This window comes from Marinifilum sp. JC120 (assembly GCA_004923195.1).
Taxonomy (GTDB): domain Bacteria; phylum Desulfobacterota; class Desulfovibrionia; order Desulfovibrionales; family Desulfovibrionaceae; genus Maridesulfovibrio.
On the sequence record RDSB01000001.1, the window covers coordinates 298,870 to 319,531 of the forward strand.

Sequence of the window (20,662 nt, forward strand, 5' to 3'; positions counted from 1 at the left end):
AGGCTTTAACCAGTATAGATAAATATGAATCCCTCTGGGGGCGTCTTTGACCACGCACAAAGCAAGGAAAGACTTGAAGAAATAGAACATGACCTCAGCAAACCCGGTGCATGGGACAAACCGGATGCACTGACTCCGGTCCTGCGCGAAAAATCCATGCTCGAAGAAAAGGTCAATTCATATGATAACCTTTCTTCCACAAAAGATGACGTAGAAGAATGGCTGATGATGGCCTCGGAAGATCAGGAACAAGAAGTTCTTGAAGCTCTTTCCGAAAACGTTGAAAAACTTGCCAAGCTGGTAGAACAAACCGAGCTGGCTGCCCTGCTTTCAGGGCCGGAAGATAAAAGTACTGCCATTCTGGAGATTCACCCCGGCGCAGGCGGTATAGAATCACAGGACTGGGCAGAAATGCTGCTGCGTATGTATTTGCGCTGGGCTGACAAGAGAAACTGGAAAACAAGCTATCTCGACTACCAGCCCGACGATGAAGCCGGTATCAAAAGCGTGACCCTGCGCATTGAAGGACTTTATGCTTACGGTTTCCTTAAAGGTGAAGCCGGAATTCATCGCTTGATCCGTATTTCACCATTTGATGCTTCCGGCAGACGACACACATCTTTTGCATCCGTTGACGTATACCCTGAAATTACTCAGGATATAGAGATCGAGGTCAAGGATGAAGATATCCGCCTTGATGTTTTCCGAGCCAGCGGTCCCGGCGGGCAGCACGTCAACAAAACAAACTCTGCGGTACGCATTACCCATCTGCCCACAAACATTGTTGTTCAGTGTCAGAACGAAAAATCACAGCTGAAGAACAAAGAAACCGCCATGAAAGTCCTCAAGTCCCGGCTTTACGAGCAGGAACTCAAGAGGCAGGAAGAAAGCAAAAGAGCTGACTACGCGACCAAAGATTCCATTGGATTCGGCAGTCAGATCAGGACATACACTCTGCAACCTTACCGACTGGTCAAGGACCATCGCTGCGGAGCCGAAGACGGCAATGTCGAAGCGGTTCTGGACGGCGAGCTTAACGGCCTGATCAGAAAATACATGCTTGATGCATATGGCGGAGAAAATGAGCGCTGAGTACATCGCTGAAAATGAAGCCTGCCTTCTGGAAGAACTGCTTTCCGTGCGAGACAAGTTCTGTAATGAAAAAGGTGTTTGCCACTCTCAGGAGTGCCCTGAAGGACTGGCCGTAATGCGCCTCTGCCCGGGAATGACTCTTGAGGCATGGGAAATCCTTGCAGAACGGCACGGCCTTAACGACTGGATGACCATGCCCCTTGATCAGGATATGGCTCCCCACCTGAATCATATCCAGTCTGTATTGCAGGAACTTTCCTACAAAACGGAACATGACCCGCTAACAGGTCTCTCCAACCGCAGGGTATTTGAAAGAACTCTTGATCAGGAAATAGAAAGGACCAGAAGGAGAAAAACCCCGCTGACCCTTGCCATCCTTGATCTCGACAATTTCAAAAAAGTCAATGATACGTGGGGACACCTGAAAGGAGACGAAGTTCTTATCGACTTTGCGGACCTTCTTTCTCACAACTCACGCCGCTATGACCTCGTAGCCCGCATAGGCGGAGAAGAATTTGCAATCATTTTTTCCGGGGTTGGGCTGGTCAAAGCTAAGCAACTTCTTGAAAGGTTGCTCGACAAAGTACGAGGGCTTACATTTAACAAAACGGGCAGCAACGAAACTTTTTCAATAACCTGCTCCGCAGGCATGGCCTGCTTCAAAGGGATAGTGGATATCGAAATGCACGAACTGATCAACAAAGCGGACAAAGCTCTATATGAAGCCAAAAAATCCGGTAAGGATCAGGTTTGCTCTGCCGACATTCTTGATTTTGAAACAGTGACCAAGGAAACCCTTGTGCACGCCAATGAAAAAAAATTTTTATTCACGGGTAACTAAAGGAAAAGATAAGACATGATCAACGCCAACAAAACTTTAAGCCTTGCTATCATGAGCGGTAAGGGCGGAGTCGGTAAAACCAACCTTTCCCTTAATCTTTCCTATGCCTTGAACACCGGGGGCAACAGCTTGCTGCTCATGGACTGCGACCTCGGACTGGCCAACCTCGATGTTCTGCTAGGCATTTCCCCGGAAACAAATATGCAGGACCTGCTCACCAGTGGAGCCAAACCCTCCGACATCGTCATCCCCATTGAAAAAGGGAAAAAATTCGATATTCTTCCTGCTGCTTCCGGTGTACCGGAACTGGTTGAAATGGACGAAGATATGCAGGATCTCCTGTTCAGCAAAATTACCGACCTTGTCGGCGGCTACCAGTATCTGGTGCTCGACCTCGGCGCGGGAATTAACGGCACGGTTCTTTCTTTTGCTGCCATGACCCAGATGAGAATCGTGGTAATCACCCCGGAACCGACTTCCCTGACTGACAGCTACGCCTTGATAAAAGTTCTTCACTCTCAACACAATGTCAGTGATTTCAACGTAATAGTAAATCAGGCTTCCAACGAAAAAGAAGCAAGAGAGACATTTGAACGCCTCAATATGGCCTGCGAAAAATTTCTTAATATTAAGTTGAAAAATATGGGCCATGTGCGCTATGATCCAGCGGTAACAGAAGCTGTAAGACGGCAGATTCCTTTTATTAAGTATGCACCGAAATCTGAAGCCAGCCGGGATATTCTCAATATTGCGGTTAAAATTCAGAAGATCAGAATGGAAAATATGGGCAGACTCAGTGAAAGACCTGTCATGAAAAAATTTCCAACACATGACGAGTAATTATGCTTGACGAAAAGGGTAACTTTTCGGCATAGTTGTACTAGTAATGGTAAAACACTAGCTTGTCACACTCAACGCGAAGTGGGAGAGGACATGAACAAAAGCGAACTGATCAAGAGTCTTGCGGACGAAAGAGGTCTCCACGTGGATGAATCTGCCGAAATTGTTGATGCATTTGTTGATGCTATCAAAGAGGCGCTTGTTCGCGGCGACAGAGTTGAAATCAGAGGATTCGGCAGCTTTAAGATGAAAGAATATAAAGGGTACACCGGCCGTAACCCCAAGACAGGTGACGTTGTCGACGTTACACCCAAAAAACTGCCTTTTTTCCGTCCCGGTAAAGAGCTGAAAGAATATCTGAACGGTTAATGCGACTTCTCATAGTTGTTTTTCTTATCCTTGCCAGCATGGGGACTTCAATGGCCCACGCTGGCAAGGATGTGCTATTGTCTATTGCCGCAACCGCTAACACTTTCGGGACTGTCAATCCCTGCCCCACCTGAGGTAACAAAACCCTTGGCGGACTGGCCCGGCGGGCCGGATATCTTCAGGATCTGCGGACAGCACAAAAACATGATGTCCTGATACTGGGCGGTGCATTTGAATTTCTGCCGACCTCCGGCGAAAAATTTTCCGATAAAAAACGAAATACGCTGACTGATGCTTTCCAAATCATTAATTATGATTTAGGAATTCTAAGTCCTGCCGAAATGGTTTTTCTGGAAAATTCCCCCAAAGGAATTCCGCAAAACTGGTTTGACAACACGGAAGCAAGGATTATCACCAAGCCTCTTGCCCATGGCAAGAAAGCGGTCATAATAATTCTTCCTTACCTTGAAAAAGGATCCGACGATCTTCCAGATGCTCTTATTGATGAATGCGCCACACTGATCAAGAAGAACAGAAAAAATGCGGATCTGGTAATTGCCATGAGCTCATGGGGTTACTTCAGGGAGAAAAAATTTCTCGCCAATCCGGTCATTGGCGAGGCTTCTCCAGATATTCTTCTGGGAAGCGGTGACGGACCGGGTATGTCCGGCAACCTTGCCGCAAACGGCAAGACTGTGTGGGTTCGCAGCTACCCAACCGGAAAAGCGGTTAACAGGATCGATATTTACGACTGGCCCACAAGAGATGAAGATTTTAAATGGTCTTCCGGGCAAAATGTAAAATGGTTCTTGCAAACCCTGACGGAAAAACTCCGCGAGGAGCCTGAAGTCATAAAGCTGCTCAGTGGTATTTCGGACGATAAGTAAAATCAATTTGGAGGCTTAGACAATGACATTCCAAGGAGCATTCACTGCTCTGGTCACTCCGTTCAAAAACGGGGAGATTGATCAGGACGCATACCGCGAACTGATCGAGTGGCAGATCGAACAGGGAATCAACGGTCTTGTACCTTGCGGTACTACCGGCGAAGCGGCAACAATGACCCATGACGAACAAGGTAAGGTTATTAGAATCTGTGTCGAGCAGGCCAAGGGACGTGTCCCGGTCATCGCTGGCGCGGGTTCAAACAATACTAAGGAAGCCGTAAACCTGACTAAGCTTGCTAAACAGGCAGGCGCAGATGCCACCCTCCAGATTACACCATACTATAATAAACCGACTCCCGCGGGCTTGCTGGCGCATTTCAAAGCCCTTTCCGATGAGGCTTCCATGCCCTTCATCCTTTACAATGTGCCCGGCAGGACAGGACTAAACGCCCTGCCCGAAACCATCGCCATGATCGCGAATGAAGTTCCTGATGTAGTCGGCGTGAAGGAAGCAACTGCCAACCTCGGACAGGTTTCCGATGTAATCGAGCAGTGCCCTGAAGGTTTCACCGTACTTTCCGGTGATGATTTCACTGTACTGCCCCTGCTCTCCCTTGGCGGACACGGCGTAATTTCCGTTGTTTCCAACATTATGCCTAAAACAATGTCCGACATGTGTGCGGCATTCAAGGCCGGAGACATGAAAAAAGCACAGAAACTGCACTTCAAAATGCAGCCAGTTAACAGAGTCATGTTTGTTGAGACCAACCCCATCCCGGTAAAAACAGCACTGGGGATGATGGGCAGATTCGAGACATCTTTCAGACTGCCGCTGGTTCCGCTCATGGAAGAAAGCAACGCCAAGCTTGAAGCACAGCTCAAAGCAAGCGGCCTGATCTAGACTGCTTTACAATACAATTTAAAATCCCCGCACGGTTAACCGTGCGGGGATTTCTTTATTTGGATGCGCTACGCGTTTTGATTAAAAGATTTAGCCTCCGGCGGCCAGCGCTGCTCTATATATCCGTAAGACTCGTGCATGAAGCTCTCCGCCTAACGGCTATAGGTAAGAAACCCTTTGAAAAGGGTTCTCTGGACTCTCCTAAACTTTTTATTATGCTTCGCAGCGTTGTTTTATAATTTTACTTAAAGACCTCAGGTATATATCCTTCCGGGAGATGGGCTGTTCCTTTGGTTACAGGAATACCTGCCTCTGAAGCAGCGTTGCTCGCCAACTCATCGATATCATCGCAAAAACCATTTCCGAGCTTCCAGCCGTCCTGCTCTTTTTTGGAAAAGGAACAAGTCACTACATGAACGGATTCTGCACCTTTGGCTTTTAAAATCTTGACCATATCCGTAAAATTATCACCGGGACAGCGGCAAGTGAAAACACCTGCCAGCGAACATTCATCATATTCACTAAAGCCCTGAATGGTCTGGTCATGGCATTTTATGCAATTTGTCAGCGGACATTTATTTTCATTCTTTTCGCAACGGATCATTCCTATCTTGGTCATCCTGATCCTCCTAGTTAAGACTGTCCGCCGCCCATACCGCGGCCTCCACCGCTCATGCCACGACCACCGCCCATACCCATGCCACGGCCGGTTCCGCCCATGCGTCGGCAACCACCGCCAAAACGGCTCAGATTGTTTGGAGATCTCTTGAGGTCAGCAACGGGCTGGCCTGAACCACCAAATTCAGCCACATAATTGTCTGCCAGTTCACGCACAGTACCGGAGTCAGCAGTGATCATTTCAATACGTCCGGCCTGCAAAGCCTGTTCAGCCTTAGGGCCAAAGGTACCGGAAATAGCAACATTCACACCCTGATCAGCCAGCAACTGCGCAGTCTGCAAGCCTGCACCGCCAGCGACCTGCGCATTAGCAGCATTATCAACAAAACGGCTCTCGCCAGTTTCGCTATTGAAAATTACAAAACCAGCAGCCCTGCCGAAACGAGGTTCAAACGGACTGTCCACATTAGAATTATTTGCACTTACAGCGATAAGCATAACGCCTCCTGTTCTGATATTAATTACTCTTTTCAACTAAAGCATAAATGAAACCAATCAGAACTTCGCCTTAAGATACAACCAGTTGGCTAATTGGCCTAAAAAAACACCGGCGCAAAATTAGCCTAATTCCCAAATATGGGATATTTATGATCCCTTAAAGATCTCCCGCAACAACAAATTTTATGAATTAAATTAATCGCGCTTACTTCTTCCCTAACTGTTTTGCCTGCCAATCTTCCCGAGACATCCTGTAAAGAACATGCTTACGCAGCGAACTATTGTGGGGAACTGACGGATGCTCGAAAGTTTCACCATTGTAAGCCATACCAAGCCTATTCATCACAGCTTGCGACGGCTTATTGGACTGAGCCGTAAAAGCCACAATTTCATCAAGATCAAGCTCCATGAAGCCATAACTTAAAGCAAAACTTGCGGCCTCAGTGGCATATCCATTTCCCCAAAATTGTTTATCGAGTCGCCAGCCAACTTCAACGCACGGAGAAAAAGGCAATTTAACAATCGGAATATGCAAACCGACAAACCCTATAAATGGCGCAACACCCGGAACCTCCACGGCCCAAAATCCCCAGCCCCGTTCCTCAATCAACGCATTTATTGCATCTGCATTGGCATCACTTTCTGCTTTTGAAAGAGGCGCATGGAAATAACGCATAACATCCGGGTCAGCATTAATCCGGGCAAGCAGGGCATAATCGGAAGGTTTCCAACCCCGCAAAATAAGTCTCTCTGTTCTATGTCTGATCATACTTAAATCAATATACTAAAAGGGATGCCTCTGTAAATTTTCGACACAGACTTCTTTACCAAATAAAAAAGCAGCCCAAGTCCAATTAGACCTGACTGCTAAAAAAAAGAAGCCCTACTTTCGAAGTCAACTCTACGAAAATATATATGGAGCCTACTAACGCGTTTTAGGAAGGGAGGGGAGTCCAGAGGAGAGGGATACCCTTTTTGGCGTTAGCAAAAGGGTTTCCCTCTCCTTTGGCCGTCGGAGACGACTACAAATTCTTAATAACGGCTTCACCCATTTCGGTGCAACCTACGAGCTTGCCGCCCTTATCCATGATATCTCCGGTACGCAGCCCCGCGGACAGGGTCTTTTCAACTGCGGCTTCAATGCAATCTGCTTCTTCAGTCATGCTGAAAGAGTAGCGCAGCATCATGGCGATGGACAAAATAGTTGCCAGCGGGTTGGCCTTATTCTCGCCTGCAATGTCCGGTGCGGAACCGTGAATCGGCTCGTACAGACCGGGGTTGGATGCACCAAGCGATGCGGAAGGCAGCATGCCGATAGACCCGGTGATGACAGACGCTTCATCAGAAAGAATGTCGCCAAACAGGTTTCCAGTCACAATAACGTCGAACTGTGAAGGATCACGCACGAGCTGCATGGCGGCGTTATCCACGTACATGTGAGTAAGCTCAACATCGGGATAATCTTCGGAAACTTCAATGACAATCTCACGCCATACACGGGAAACGTCCAGCACGTTGGCTTTATCAACGGAACAAAGCTTCTTGTTGCGTTTCTGAGCAGCTTCGAAAGCAACTTTGGCGATGCGTTTTACTTCGTGCTCGTAGTAAACCATGGTGTTGTAACCCATGCGTTCGCCGTTCTCTTCCTTTGTGCCGCGCGGTTCGCCAAAGTAGATACCACCAGTCAGTTCACGAACAACCATGATGTCGATGCCCTTTTCTACGATATCAGGACGCAGGAAACAGGCATCTTTGAGCTGAGAAAACAGCGCAGCAGGACGCAGGTTGGCGAACAGAGAAAGTTCTTTACGAATGCCGAGCAGGCCTTTTTCAGGGCGGATTGCGGGATCAATGGTGTCCCATTTAGGGCCACCGACAGCACCGAGCAGAACAGCATCGGACTCTTTGCAAGCTTTGACGGTTTCGTCAGGAAGCGGAACTCCGGTGGCATCGATGGCTGCGCCGCCGATGAGTGCTTCAGTTGTCTCGATTTTGTGACCGAATTTTTCGCCGATTACGTCCAGAACTTTGACGCCCTGAGCCATGATTTCCGGCCCGATACCGTCACCGGGCATTACGCATATTTTCATTTTTTAGATTCCTATTTGAATGCGCTACGCGCTTTATATTTGATATGATGCCTTCGGCGACCCTGCCGGGAGCCTTAAACCCTTTGAAAAGGGTTTAAGAATCCCAAACTTTTTCAATATGGCTTCGCCGCTTTGTATAATCAGACCGTATTAAACTTACGACCTGCCCTGCATCTTGATTAGTTCTATTTAGAGAGACGTTCTTTTACGTATTCTACCAGTCCGCCGCAGTCGAGGATACCCTTCATGAACGGGGGAACCGGAGCACAAGTGATGGTTTCACCTGTGGTTACGTTCTTAATTTCACCCTTATCAGCATCGACTTCAAGCTGATCACCATCGCCAAGCTTTTCAAAATCATCGCCGACTTCAAGGAGAATAAGCCCCATGTTGAAACCGTTACGGTAGAAAATACGGGCGAAACTTTTAGCTACGACAACCGGAATACCGGCACCGAGAAGCGAAATAGGAGCATGTTCACGGGAAGAACCACAGCCGAAATTCTCATCGGCAACCATGATATCGTTCTTTTTAACACGCTTAATCCAGCCTGCTTCAAGACCTTCCATGCAATTGGCACCGAGTTCATCAGGATCGATGGTAACCAAAAAACGGGCCGGGATGATAGCATCAGTATCAATATGCGCCCCGACTCTATGTGCTGTTCCTTTAATAGACATATATAAATTCTCCTTGAGGATTAAAACTCCCCGCTAGAAACTTGAACTCATAAAAGATGTTTAATCTCTCATCCCCAGCGGCGAAGCCCTACTAAAAAGTTTTGGGATTATTGCATTAGCCCTTAGGCGAGAAGCTTTGCTTCGAGTCTTAGGGATAACAACAGTGGAACAAACCCTTTTGCAAAAGGGATTAAGCCGCCGGAGGCAAAATCAAATCATTCTTCAAAACACGTAGCGCATCAACTTACAGAGCTTCAGGATCAGTAATAATTCCGGTGATAGCGGAAGCTGCTGCTACAGCGGGGCTGGAGAGGAAAACTTCACTCTCAAGGCTGCCCATGCGACCCTTAAAGTTACGGTTGGTAGTGGCGATTGCTCTTTCACCGCCAGCGAGGATACCCATGTGACCGCCGAGACAGGGACCGCAAGTTGCAGGACCGACGATTGCTCCGGACTCCATGAAAGTTTCAATGAGACCTTCGCGCAGAGCCTGCTTCCAGATATTCGGAGTAGCGGGCAACACGATCAAACGAACATTCTTGTTAGCTTTGCGACCCTTCAGCACTGCTGCGGCTTCGCGCAGATCTTCTATGCGACCGTTGGTGCAGGAACCGATGACTGACTGATGGATCTGCATGTCCTTGACTTCATCAACGGGCTTGACGTTGTCCGGCAGATGCGGGCAGGCAATCTGGGGTTTCATGCCCGTTACGTCAATCTTGACCACGCGTTCGTAGTTTGCGCCTTCATCAGCACGCATTGCAACATCGCCAGTACGGCCAGCGGCCTTGCAATATTCGAGAGTCTTAGCGTCAACCGGGAACAGACCGACCTTACCACCAGCTTCGATTGCCATGTTAGCAATGGTCATGCGGCCTTCAATGGAAAGATTATCCACAACGGAACCGCCGAATTCGAGCGCTTTGTAGAGCGCGCCGGAGACACCGATGGTTCCGATAAGGTTGAGGATGTAATCCTTGGCACCAATGTACTTGCCGGGAGTACCTTCAATTTCAACTTTGATAGTCGGAGGAACTTTGAACCATGTTTCACCCAATGCCATACCACCTGCAATATCGGTGGAGCCCATTCCGGTAGCAAATGCACCAAGGCCGCCGTAGGTACAAGTGTGGGAGTCGGCACCGATTACGATATCGGAAGGACCGACAAGGCCCAACTCGGGCAGCAATGCGTGCTCAACACCAACTTCTCCGCCCTCATAATAATGAGTGATATTCTTTTCATGAGCAAACTCACGGACAACCTTGACCTGCTCTGCGGAATCAATGTCCTTGTTGGGAGTGAAATGGTCACAGACAAGGGCGACTTTATCCTTATCAAAGACCTGATCTGCACCCATAGCTCTGAAAGATTTAATTGCAAGGGGGGCGGTAATGTCGTTGGCCAGTACCATGGAAACATTGCAGCGGACAATCTGGCCCGGCTCGTTCACTGTCTCATCGGTGTGAGCCTGTAAAATTTTCTCAGCTAAAGTTTTACCCATTATCTTTCTCCTGTTTCATGCGTTCAACCCTGTTGATAGCGTTGACATAAGCTTTGGCACTGGCGACGATGATGTCTTCGTCAGAACCGCGCCCGATTGATTTAAAACCGTTGTCAGTAATATGGACCGTAACCGCACCCTGCGCATCAGTTCCGCCGGTAACCGCGTTTACGGAATAAAGTTCCAGTTTAGGTGTCCGATCAACCATCTTGTTAATGGTAGAGAACACGGCATTGATAGGACCGTCACCAAAACCAACTTCCTGCATGGTTACAGGGTTTTCCTTATCCTTGCTGAAATCATCCAACACAATCGCAGCGTGGGGAGAAACCCCGGCAGTACCGGAAAAGACAGAGAGTTCCTTTACCCGATACAGATCGTGAATACGGTAAGCCTCTTCCAGGACGAGGGCTTCGACATCCTCATCAAAAATTTCTTCTTTCTTGTCCGCCAGAGCTTTAATAGCAGAGAAAACCCTTCCAATCTGCTCATCATCCAACTGGTAACCCATTTCATTGAGCTTGGAACCCAGTGCATTTCTGCCGGAATGCTTGCCGATAACAATGGAAGTCCCCTTCTTACCGATGGATTCCGGGGTCATAATCTCATAGGTCTGACGGTTCTTGAGCATGCCGTCCTGATGGATACCTGATTCATGGGCAAAAGCGTTGGCTCCGACAATTGCCTTGTAAGGCGAGATGGGCTGACCGATGGTGGTTGCCAGTCTGCGGCAGGACGGGAACAGCTCTTCGGTAAGGATGGAAGTTTCTACATCGTAATAGTCCTTGCGGGTATGCAGAGCCATGATCACTTCTTCCAAAGCCGCGTTACCGGCACGTTCACCAATACCGGAAAGAGTAACTTCTGCCTGACGTGCCCCGGCCTTGATGGCGGCCAGAGTGTTGGCACAAGCCAAGCCTAGATCATTATGGCAATGCACGCTGAAGATAGCCTTATCGCTGTTGGGTACTTCTTTGAGCAGGTATTCGATCAACTTACCGAATTCATCCGGCTGGGCGTAACCTACCGTATCGGGAATATTGATGGTAGTTGCGCCTTCAGCAATGGCGATCTCAACAACCTGTGCGAGGAAATCCCAACGGGAACGGGATGCATCTTCAGCGGAAAATTCAACATTGGGAGTCAGGGACACCGCGTGGCGCACAGCCTTGCGGGCCATTTCCAGAATCTCTTCCGGTTCCTTATTGAACTTGTGCTTCATGTGGATATCAGAAGTAGCCACAAATGTATGGATTCTGGGATTTTTTGCATGCTTAACTGCATCAAAAGCGCGGTCAATATCCGCTTTCAATGCGCGGCAGAGGCCTGCAACCTGAATATCACCCACGGATTTAGCAATGGCGGTTACGGCTTCAAAATCACCCTGACTTGCTGCGGGGAACCCGGCTTCGATGATATCAACACCGAGTTTTTCAAGCTGCCGGGCCATGGTGATTTTCTCAGCCATATTCATGGTTGCACCGGGGGACTGCTCGCCATCACGCAAAGTAGTATCAAAAATGTATACTTTATCAGACATTTATCTATCTCCTAACAGAGGCTGCAAAAAAAGACCTTTTGCAGTTTATAACAAAATTTGGGAATAAAAAAGTGAAACAGGTTAAACTACTGAGTAATTTACCGTCCCCTAAAGAATTTTTGTAACTTATAAGCTTGTTCTGAATGTAGTTCTGGAACTACCCGGGAAAAGCTTATGACAATTCTTTGGAGGACTTTCCTAGTAGCTTATTGCTTCTGCGGGATAGAATGAAAATAGTATAAATAGGACCGGAAATAATGTATCCGGCAAAAATCATGAAACCCAAAAACTTGGGCTGGGAGGCAACCATGGTAAAGAGCGCAATAACGGTAACCATGGAACTGAAGGGATGAGCTTTGAATACACCAAATTCTTTGAAGGAATTGTAGCGAACATTACTCACCATAAGAAAAGCAAGGCAATATACGAGCACCAGAGTGAACATAGGCAGAACACTCAGTGCAATAGTCTCAGGGAGATAGGGGGTAAACAGGATCAAAGTAGCCAAGGTACAGCCTGCCGCAGGGATGGGCAAACCAATAAAATAAGCCTTGGAAGTTGTTCCAGCTTGAACATTGAAACGGGCAAGCCTAAGCACACCGCAAGCCATCAATAAGAAAGCTGCCAGCATACCCAGTCTTCCGAACTGGTGAAGTTGCCAGTGATAAACCATGAACGCAGGAGTAACACCAAAGGCAACCGCATCCGCCAATGAATCAAGCTGAACGCCGAATTCACTACTGGTTCCGGTCAACCGAGCCACCTTTCCGTCGAGACCGTCAAACAGACAGCTCACCAGAATGGCGACAGCACTCATTTCGTATGCACCTTCCACAACCCAGTTCATCGCGAGGAACCCACAAAACAGGCTCGTCACGGTGAGAAGGTTGGGCAGAATGTATACGCCCTTGTGCTTTGGTATTCTTTTTTCCTTTGCCATGAAAACTACTTAAACCTATTTGGAAATAAATTCCAGTATAATCGTATTAGATTATTAATTAACTTTAACCCTGTCAGGTCAAAATGTTCGATTGGCAACAGAACTGTTACCGCTTTCAGGGAACATTACTACTCCCCTGTTAAACAAAGGTCAACCCGTGAAATGCAAAATGTTTGTATATTTGTATCAGACTGCTACGGTGCCCTAAGTCCCGCATGACCTGAGCTGTCGAAATATTAATTGAATACTCACCCAGCACATTTAAAACTAACCCAGACTGAACGAAAATCCACAGCCGTCCAAGTGGTGCGGGAAATTCGTTTTAATATTAATCTTTCAGAAGTGAATACATCTGCCGCAACCTACCGTCACGGAAGACAAGATCATCAAATTCGAATCCCCAACTAGGAAGCAACGCGCATGGAGCCGCGATTGGAAGGACTATTCCCGGATGATACCACCTCCGAGCACAGCCCCCTCTTCTGTATATACAGCCACAATCTGCCCCGGTGTTGGCCGGGAGTGCGGCTCAATAAAATCAAATTCTATATTGCTGCCATCCTGCGCCGCCCTTGCAGGCTTGGATCGCTGGCGGTAGCGAGTCTGGATGAAAACAGTTTCCGGCCAGCGCTCAAAATCAACAAGAAAATTGAAATCGTCCGCAACACAGCCTCCGGCCTCCAGTTCATCACGTGTCCCCACGATAAGCAGGTTACGGCTCATATCCTTGTCGAGAACATAAAGCGGAGCCTTCCATGCTATGCCCAGTCCGCGCCGCTGACCTTGGGTATAACGCCAGAGACCATTGTGCTTGCCGACTTTAGTACCGTCGGAAAGAACTGCTATTCCGGGGCCGGGAAGCTTCACCTCGCGATCAATCAGGAACTGCCGGTAATCATCGTCAGGGACAAAGCAGATTTCCTGACTCTCTGATGGAAGTGGAATTTCCACGCCACGCTTTTCAAGCTCGGCATAAGTCTGGTCTTTGCTATGCCCGCCAAGGGGGAAAATCGCGTTCAAAACGGAATCACGGGGAACGAGGGAAAGAAAATAACTCTGATCCTTGCCCATATCAGCACCACGGGCAAGCACCTTTCCAAAATTTACATCCTCGGCAAGACGCACGTAATGCCCGGTCCCGAGCAGTTCCGCGCCAAGCTCACGAGCTGCTTTGTAAAGCACACCAAACTTGATCTCAGGATTGCAAAGGGCACACGGATTGGGGGTATTCCCTCTGAGATACTCCTGAACAAACGGATCAACCACCAAGCGGTCAAATTCGGCAGTGAGATCGAAGACATGTAGAGACACATCCAGCTCCGCACATCTTTTCTCCAGCCCGGCAACAGCGACCTGTGCTTTTTCCTTTCCAAGAAAACAACCGTGAACAGCTATAACATCCGCCCCGCTCTCTTTGAGCAGCACCAGTGAAAGCAGACTGTCCGCACCGCCGCTGACCGCCATGGCCACCTTGCGTCCGGCTGTCAGATCTTTAAGTTCAGGATATTTAAACCCCGTTTCCATTTCATTCTCCGCAAATTACTAGTTATTTATAACGACATATTAACCGTTAAACTTCGTTCCGGCTACAAACTACAGAGCAGGTCTTTGCCCAGCAAGCAAAAAATGAGAAATGCCCGGAAGCCCCCGATGGGCTGCCGGACAAGTCTCTCACAAGTCTATCTATATAATAAGCCGAAACAATCCGGCGAATTACTATTCTTCTTTCTTAGGTTGCGGCAGCACAAGGTTCAGAAAAACACCGAGGATACCGGCAAGACCGATTCCGCCGAGTCTGAACTCATCGCTGAAAGGAGTAGGCAGAGACATGCCGCCCACACCGAAGATTACGATCAGGGCCACGATGGCGAGGTTGCGTGCTTCCATAAGATCTTCACCGGCACGAACGAGAGTGTTCATACCAACAACCATGATCGCACCGAAAAGCAGAACCATGATGCCACCCATTACCGGAACCGGAATAGTGGCCAGAAATGCGCCGACCTTACCGCAGAAAGCGAGGGACATGGCAACAATTGCGGCCCAAGTCATGATTGCGGGGTTGAAAATTTTGATCAGGGCAACAGCACCGGTAACTTCTGAGTAGGTGGTGTTCGGAGGACCGCCGAGGAAAGCCGCGAGAGAGGTAGCCAGACCGTCACCGAGCATGGTGTTCTGAATACCGGGCTCTTTTACGTAATCTTTATCAGCAACGGAGCTGATGGCGAGGACGTCACCGAAGTGCTCAATTGCCGGGGCAATTGCAACCGGAACAATAAACAGGATGGCTTCTAGATTCCATTCAGGAGCGGTAAAATTAGGAATTGCAATCCATGGAGCAGCTGCAACCGCATCAAAATTGACCAGACCCATGAACAGGGAAACAACATAACCTGCTGTGATACCGCAGAGGATGGGGATAAGCTTGAGCCAGCCTTTTCCGAGCAGAGAAACCGCAACGGTAACAGCAAGGGAAACCATGGATATGATCAGAGCAGTTTTCTCAGGAACCAGCACCACAGAACCGTCACCAGTTTTACCAACAGCCATGAAAACTGCAACCGGGGCAAGGATTAGGCCGATAACCATAATGACCGGACCTGTAACAACCGGGGGCAGAACTCTTTTCAGGATATCGGTTCCACGCCAGCGAATAAGAAAACTGAGTGCAACATAAAAAACACCTGCGGCGGCAAGACCACAGAGAGTGGAAGGAATACCCCAAGTCTGTACGCCGTAAATAATGGGCGCGATAAAAGCAAAAGAAGATGCCAGAAATACGGGGATTTTACCCTTGGTAACAACCTGAAAGACCAGCGTACCCGCACCGGCGGTAAACAGGGCCACGTTAGGATCTAGACCGGTAAGAAGAGGGACAAGGACAAGTGCGCCGAATGCGACAAAAAGCATCTGTGCGCCAAGGACAATGTCTTTTGCCCTGAAATTATACTCAGTACTGGATATGCTCATTAGTAATCTCCGTAATATTTTTCCAAAAAAAAGGCACCGTTTCTGGTGCCTTTAAAAACATTTACTTGGTGCCGAATATCTTATCACCCGCGTCTCCGAGACCGGGGAGGATGTATCCTGCATCGTTAAGTTTTTCATCGATGGACGCCGTGTAAATATCCACATCGGGATGGGCGTTAACGATTTTCTCAATCCCTTCAGGAGCTGCGACGAGGAACAAACCCTTAATGTTGGTACAACCGGACTTCTTAAGAAGTTCGATGGTAGCCAGCAGGGTTCCGCCGGTTGCGAGCATGGGGTCAAGAATAAGTGCGATGCGCTCATCAATATTGCTTGCGAGCTTGACGTAATATTCGACAGGCTGCAAAGTCTCTTCGTCACGGTAAAAACCGACAACGCTGACGCGAGCACCGGGAACCATATCAAGGACACCATCCATCATACCGAGTCCGGCTCTGAGGATGGGAACTACGGTGATTTTTTTACCCTTGATTTCCTCAACCTCAACTTCTCCAGCCCAACCAGTAATGGTTTTAGCTTCGGTTGCGAGGTCTTTGGTTGCTTCATAAGTGAGCAACCTGGAAATTTCCTGAGCCAGTGCGCGAAAACGACTTGTGCTGATGCCGTCTTCACGGAGAATGCCGAGCTTGTGTCTTACCAAAGGATGGTCTACCACATGTACCGCCACGGTGCCTCCTTGATCCCATGTTATTTGTTTAAAATCTGAAAAGTCAAAACTTCGTGTTTCTATAAGACACCGCTTTGACAGTCAAGAAAAAAAGAATCTATTTTTCAGTTAAACCATATTCACTTGGAATTACTGAAAATTACAAATAAGCTTTCGATTACTGAACAAGAATATAACCCAATATGGAATAAATTACATGTGCAATAACGAAGATTTTCAAGAAAATGAGAACCAGCTTCTGTGGACAAACACCGCAAAATTTTCCGACCGCGGCACCCGGTTGGATAAATTCTGGGGAACTGCCCTCGAAGAAGAAGGAATTTCTCGCGGCAAGGTTAAAGACTGGATCAAAGCCGGATTTGCAGAAATCAACGGCAAGGTCTGCAAAAAACCAAACCAGAAATTGATGGGAAATGAAGAACTTAGTCTGAAAGGTGAGGCTGAACTTACTTCACTGGTCCCTGAAGATCTGCCGCTGGACATTATTTATAATGATGGTAGAATCGCTGTTATTAACAAACCAGCAGGACTGACCACTCACCCAGCCCCCAGTTGTCCTACCGGGACTCTTGTTCACCGCATGATTCACCACTTCCCGGAAATCCGCGACATGAACGAATGGCGGCCCGGAATTGTGCACCGTCTCGACAAATTCACCTCCGGTCTCATCAGCATTGCCCTGAACGAGCATGACCGCCTTGCCATGTCCACCGCCTTTGCCGAGCGCACAGTCAACAAAACCTATCTGGCAATTGTACACGGCGTGCCTGAACGTGATTTCGCTGAAATTGAAGCCCCCATGGGCCGTCATCCGGTGCACAAAACAAAGATGGCGGTGATCCTCAAAGGCGGACGCGATGCTCGCTCCGAATACAAAACCCTATGGTCTGATCCTGCCGGACGGGCCAGCCTCGTAAAAGTAAAAATTTACACCGGACGCACACACCAGATCAGGGTCCACATGGCCCATATCGGACATCCGCTGGTAGGAGATCAGGTTTACGGTTCCATGCCGCACGCCCGCTGGGAACAGGAACAGCCGCAGCTTGCCAAGCTTGCCGAGCGTCAGATGCTGCACGCTTACTCCCTTTCCTTCGCCCATCCAGAATCAGGAGAGGAACTCAGCTTCAACCAAACTCCGCCCGAAGATTTCACTGACATGCTCAAAGCCCTGAACAAATCAGTGCAGCGTGTCGGCTTGATCGGCATGCCCTGTGGCGGAAAATCTGCGGTGTTAAATCTCCTTGCGGACAATAAGATCCCCACCTTCAGCGCGGATGAATCCGTTGCCCGCTCCTACGAAAAAGACGGAGCCGGATGGGAGCTGCTGCGCCAGAGATTCGGTAACAAATTTATTGATCCTGAGACAGGAGATGTTGACAAGGCCGCCCTTTTCACTGCCATGCGCGAAAATGATGACCTGCGCAGGGAAGTAATGAACATCGTTCATCCCATTGTGCAGCATGATGTGGAAGAATTTTTCAAAGCAAACAACGATGAACCGCTGGCAGTAGCTGAAGTTCCCCTGCTGCTGGAAGGCGGCTGGCACACCCAAAAGCTGGTTGATGCAGTAATCGGGGTGCGCTGCCCGAATGATAAAAGGACCGGAGAATTACGCGAAAAACGCAAAATTACACCGGAACTTCTAGCTGTATTCGATTCATGGCAGTGGGACGAAAAAGCCAAAATGAACTGCTGCACCGCTATCATAGAAAATGACAGCGACTTGACTAAACTTGATTCGGAAACAAGCCGGATTCTAGAAGTTCTGGCAGCACAGCGCAAGGACAAGGAAACCTTATTCGAAAATCAGCTCAAAAAGCTGTTCAACTCTGATGAGAGCTAGGTTTCCGCGCTTGTAAGTATTGACTTACCCGCCCCATGTGTTATTTTATAAGTGAGACCTGGAACGAGGGTCAGGACCGTAGTCGGAAGAATGAACATATTATAATGATTAGGATGCAAGTCCATTTTACATAAAAGAATTCTACGCAAGGTCCAACCCCGCTTTCGGCATTAGGATTAGGTTTTAGGTTTAGCATTAGGTTTTAGGTTTAGTGTTTAGGGAGTGAGTACCCCTAGTTTACCTACCAACTCAATCTCGTCACGCCCCCCGCCGCATTTATGTAGCGGGGGGTCTTTTTTGTGGAGCTATCCCCATAGAGATCATAATATTTTTCTGTTAGACTTGATTTTAGTTTAATAAATCTCAAGCTCAAACTTAAAGGCGCATCACACATGATCCCCATCCGCGATAACGTCCCCTGCCTGATAACACCTTACGTGTTGCGCGGAATTATGATCCTCAACATCGCGGTATTTGCCTTTGAGCAGATGCTGACTCCACAAGGGCGACTCGCACTTTTCCATCTGCTGGGCGTGGTCCCGGCAAGATTTTTCCATCCCGAATGGGCGGTTTCTGCCGGATATCCCGATGCCGGGGTGCTGCCGCTTTTCACCTACATGTTCCTGCACAGCGGCTGGCTGCACATCATCCTCAATCTGTGGATGCTCTGGATTTTTGCCGACAACATTGAAGATGCCATGGGGCATGGTAGGTTTATCGTCTTCTATCTGGTCTGCGGGCTAATCGCCATCGGCATACAAATGATCATCAATCCGTCGGCCAGTGCACCCGTAATCGGTGCATCCGGCGCAGTTGCCGGGATTATGGGAGCATACATGCTGCTCTACCCGCACGGACAGGTTTTGACCCTATTTCCGGTAATCATCATACCGTTTTTCTTCAAAATTCCGGCATCATTATTCTTAGGGCTATGGTTTCTGATCCAAGTATTTTCCGGTGTATCCGAGCATTTTGCCGAAGGAACGCAAAAAGTAGCATGGGCCGCGCACGTAGGTGGGTTTGTGGCTGGCATAATATTGATTCGATTTTTCGTGAAGAAGGATCGCTGTGTTTATTGTTATGTTGCGGAGAAGAAGGATTATGAGTTGCCGGAGGATTTTTAGGAAGAGCCAAAAACCGCCCGGACACGCTGTGATAAGGCGAAGGTAATCGGGAAATAGGATTTGAAATGACGCACCCCGCTTTGATGGCGGGGTGCTTTTTGTTCTATATGCGAAGAAATGTACTTGCCTTATAAGATATAATAAATAAATATCTAAGGAGTAAAACAAAACGAAGGGAATTTATGAGCACTCCATTACCCGCAGGGGAAATAATTTTTAATGAGATCATCGGTAGTCTTAATGACTTGGTAGATGATATTGAAATCGATGAAATCAGTCGGGCCAGACAGGTGCGTGATCTTACAGAGAAAGCCATCGGGTTAAAAAGAATTGATATTGCAATGGGTCTTTCTGCGCTGGGCAGTATTGCCTGTGTTCAGAATGATATAAAAGCTATGCACAGATATCATAAGATGTCTTTGCAGCATAAGACGGACAGCCTTCTTTTGTTTAATTATGCGGCATCTATGGCTGTGTGTGGAGACTCTGAAGATGCTCTTTCATATGCAAAGGTTGCCTGTGATCTTGAACCGTCCAATCTGACAATGCTTGGTTTTATTATTGAGCTTGCAGCAGAAACAGGTGAAACCAAAACTTTCCTACGGTATGCCGCTGCATGGGAAAAACTTAAAGAAGAGCCGCATGAACTTTACACAAAATATTTAGCTGAGGTTCAAGAGCTTAACGAGTTGTCGGATTTTTGCATGATCTCTTCTGAATCAGCTCTTGCTGAAGTCTGGGATAGCCCGGAAGAGGATGAAGCATGGGCACACTTACAGTAGGTTCAATCGTCACGGTTCCTTTTCCGTACACGGATTTGAGCCACGCGAAGAAGCGTCCGGCAATTGTTTTGGCCATGCATGGTCATGATGATTACATACTATGTGCTGTTACTTCTCAGAATAATAAGCACCTGCCAAGGATTTCAATTCTTGAGAATGATATTGATCAGGGATTTCTGAAGAAAGATGAGAGTTTTGCAGTCTACTCTAAAATCCTGACTGCAAACCAGCACATCCTAACCCCGATCGCCAAGCTTACCAGCAGTAAAACTAGTGAAATTCTAAATGCAGTAAGAGATTTATTTTAAGTTTTTTTACGGATTTGAAGTGAAGCACCCCGCTTAGATGGCGAAGTGCTTTTTTTGTGTAACATTTCAAGTTTAAATTTAAATCTCACCCTAAAACCCCACGTTAAAGATTTTCATAAATATGATTTATTTTGCTTTTATAAC

At 47.8% G+C, this 20,662-nt stretch carries 20 protein-coding genes and 1 pseudogene; 10 read left to right on the forward strand and 11 right to left on the reverse strand.

The window, feature by feature from the left end; genetic code table 11:
* The first annotated feature begins 24 nt into the window (after positions 1-24).
* The 6 genes from D0S45_01450 (at position 25) to D0S45_01475 (ending at position 4,930) form a co-directional block, all read left to right on the forward strand.
* Positions 25-1,092 (forward strand): peptide chain release factor 2, encoded by a 1,068-nt coding sequence (locus D0S45_01450; GenBank protein ID TIH20032.1) that lies wholly within the window; start codon positions 25-27, stop codon positions 1,090-1,092.
* Positions 1,082-1,933 carry a GGDEF domain-containing protein gene (locus tag D0S45_01455; GenBank protein ID TIH20033.1) on the forward strand — a complete coding sequence of 284 codons (852 nt, stop codon included), beginning with the start codon at positions 1,082-1,084 and terminating at the stop codon, positions 1,931-1,933. Before D0S45_01450 ends, D0S45_01455 begins: the two co-directional genes overlap by 11 nt.
* 15 nt (positions 1,934-1,948) lie before the next feature.
* Positions 1,949-2,773, forward strand: coding sequence for a MinD/ParA family protein (locus tag D0S45_01460; GenBank protein ID TIH20034.1), 825 nt, complete (start codon positions 1,949-1,951; stop codon positions 2,771-2,773).
* A gap of 93 nt (positions 2,774-2,866) precedes the next feature.
* Positions 2,867-3,142: an integration host factor subunit beta gene (locus tag D0S45_01465; GenBank protein TIH20035.1), complete on the forward strand. Its 276-nt coding sequence runs from the start codon at positions 2,867-2,869 to the stop codon at positions 3,140-3,142.
* Between the two features lie 155 nt (positions 3,143-3,297).
* Positions 3,298-4,029 (forward strand): hypothetical protein, encoded by a 732-nt coding sequence (locus tag D0S45_01470; GenBank protein ID TIH20036.1) that lies wholly within the window; start codon positions 3,298-3,300, stop codon positions 4,027-4,029.
* Between the two features lie 22 nt (positions 4,030-4,051).
* Positions 4,052-4,930, forward strand: coding sequence for a 4-hydroxy-tetrahydrodipicolinate synthase (locus D0S45_01475; GenBank protein TIH20037.1), 879 nt, complete (start codon positions 4,052-4,054; stop codon positions 4,928-4,930).
* Positions 4,931-5,171: 241 nt separating this feature from the next.
* On the opposite strand, the gene D0S45_01480 is transcribed toward D0S45_01475, so the two are convergent.
* The 11 genes and pseudogenes from D0S45_01480 to upp form a co-directional block, all read right to left on the reverse strand.
* On the reverse strand, positions 5,172-5,549 hold the full coding sequence (locus D0S45_01480; GenBank protein ID TIH20038.1) for a CGGC domain-containing protein: 378 nt from the start codon (positions 5,547-5,549) through the stop codon (positions 5,172-5,174).
* A 14-nt stretch (positions 5,550-5,563) separates the two neighbouring features.
* Positions 5,564-5,662: pseudogene (locus D0S45_01485) on the reverse strand (dinitrogenase iron-molybdenum cofactor biosynthesis protein).
* 589 nt (positions 5,663-6,251) lie between these two features.
* Positions 6,252-6,815 (reverse strand): N-acetyltransferase, encoded by a 564-nt coding sequence (locus D0S45_01490; GenBank protein ID TIH20039.1) that lies wholly within the window; start codon positions 6,813-6,815, stop codon positions 6,252-6,254.
* A 253-nt stretch (positions 6,816-7,068) separates the two neighbouring features.
* A complete protein-coding gene (gene leuB / locus D0S45_01495; protein TIH20040.1) occupies positions 7,069-8,136 on the reverse strand; it encodes a 3-isopropylmalate dehydrogenase in 1,068 nt (355 codons plus the stop codon).
* A gap of 185 nt (positions 8,137-8,321) precedes the next feature.
* On the reverse strand, positions 8,322-8,816 hold the full coding sequence (locus D0S45_01500; GenBank protein ID TIH20041.1) for a 3-isopropylmalate dehydratase small subunit: 495 nt from the start codon (positions 8,814-8,816) through the stop codon (positions 8,322-8,324).
* 244 nt (positions 8,817-9,060) lie between these two features.
* Positions 9,061-10,320, reverse strand: a complete 1,260-nt coding sequence (gene leuC, locus D0S45_01505) for a 3-isopropylmalate dehydratase large subunit (protein ID TIH20042.1) — start codon at positions 10,318-10,320, stop codon at positions 9,061-9,063.
* A complete protein-coding gene (locus tag D0S45_01510) occupies positions 10,313-11,860 on the reverse strand; it encodes a 2-isopropylmalate synthase (GenBank protein TIH20043.1) in 1,548 nt (515 codons plus the stop codon). Before D0S45_01510 ends, leuC begins: the two co-directional genes overlap by 8 nt.
* 172 nt (positions 11,861-12,032) lie before the next feature.
* The gene (gene pssA, locus D0S45_01515) at positions 12,033-12,800 is read right to left on the reverse strand and encodes a CDP-diacylglycerol--serine O-phosphatidyltransferase (GenBank protein TIH20044.1); all 768 of its coding nucleotides are present in this window, start codon (positions 12,798-12,800) and stop codon (positions 12,033-12,035) included.
* Positions 12,801-13,241: 441 nt separating this feature from the next.
* Positions 13,242-14,324, reverse strand: coding sequence for a tRNA 2-thiouridine(34) synthase MnmA (gene mnmA / locus D0S45_01520; protein TIH20045.1), 1,083 nt, complete (start codon positions 14,322-14,324; stop codon positions 13,242-13,244).
* Between the two features lie 192 nt (positions 14,325-14,516).
* Complete coding sequence (locus D0S45_01525; GenBank protein TIH20046.1) at positions 14,517-15,770, reverse strand: uracil-xanthine permease; 1,254 nt, start codon at positions 15,768-15,770, stop codon at positions 14,517-14,519.
* 61 nt (positions 15,771-15,831) lie between these two features.
* Positions 15,832-16,458, reverse strand: coding sequence for a uracil phosphoribosyltransferase (gene upp / locus D0S45_01530; protein ID TIH20047.1), 627 nt, complete (start codon positions 16,456-16,458; stop codon positions 15,832-15,834).
* A 196-nt stretch (positions 16,459-16,654) separates the two neighbouring features.
* Here upp and coaE point away from each other — a divergent pair, with 196 nt between their 5' ends.
* From coaE to D0S45_01550, 4 genes are all read left to right on the forward strand, one after another.
* Entirely contained in the window at positions 16,655-18,304 is a 1,650-nt protein-coding gene (coaE, locus tag D0S45_01535) for a dephospho-CoA kinase (GenBank protein ID TIH20048.1), read from the forward strand.
* A 392-nt stretch (positions 18,305-18,696) separates the two neighbouring features.
* Positions 18,697-19,428 (forward strand): rhomboid family intramembrane serine protease, encoded by a 732-nt coding sequence (locus D0S45_01540; GenBank protein ID TIH20049.1) that lies wholly within the window; start codon positions 18,697-18,699, stop codon positions 19,426-19,428.
* Positions 19,429-19,610: 182 nt separating this feature from the next.
* A complete protein-coding gene (locus tag D0S45_01545) occupies positions 19,611-20,210 on the forward strand; it encodes a hypothetical protein (GenBank protein TIH20050.1) in 600 nt (199 codons plus the stop codon).
* Complete coding sequence (locus D0S45_01550) at positions 20,192-20,518, forward strand: hypothetical protein (GenBank protein ID TIH20051.1); 327 nt, start codon at positions 20,192-20,194, stop codon at positions 20,516-20,518. Before D0S45_01545 ends, D0S45_01550 begins: the two co-directional genes overlap by 19 nt.
* Positions 20,519-20,662: the final 144 nt, after the last annotated feature.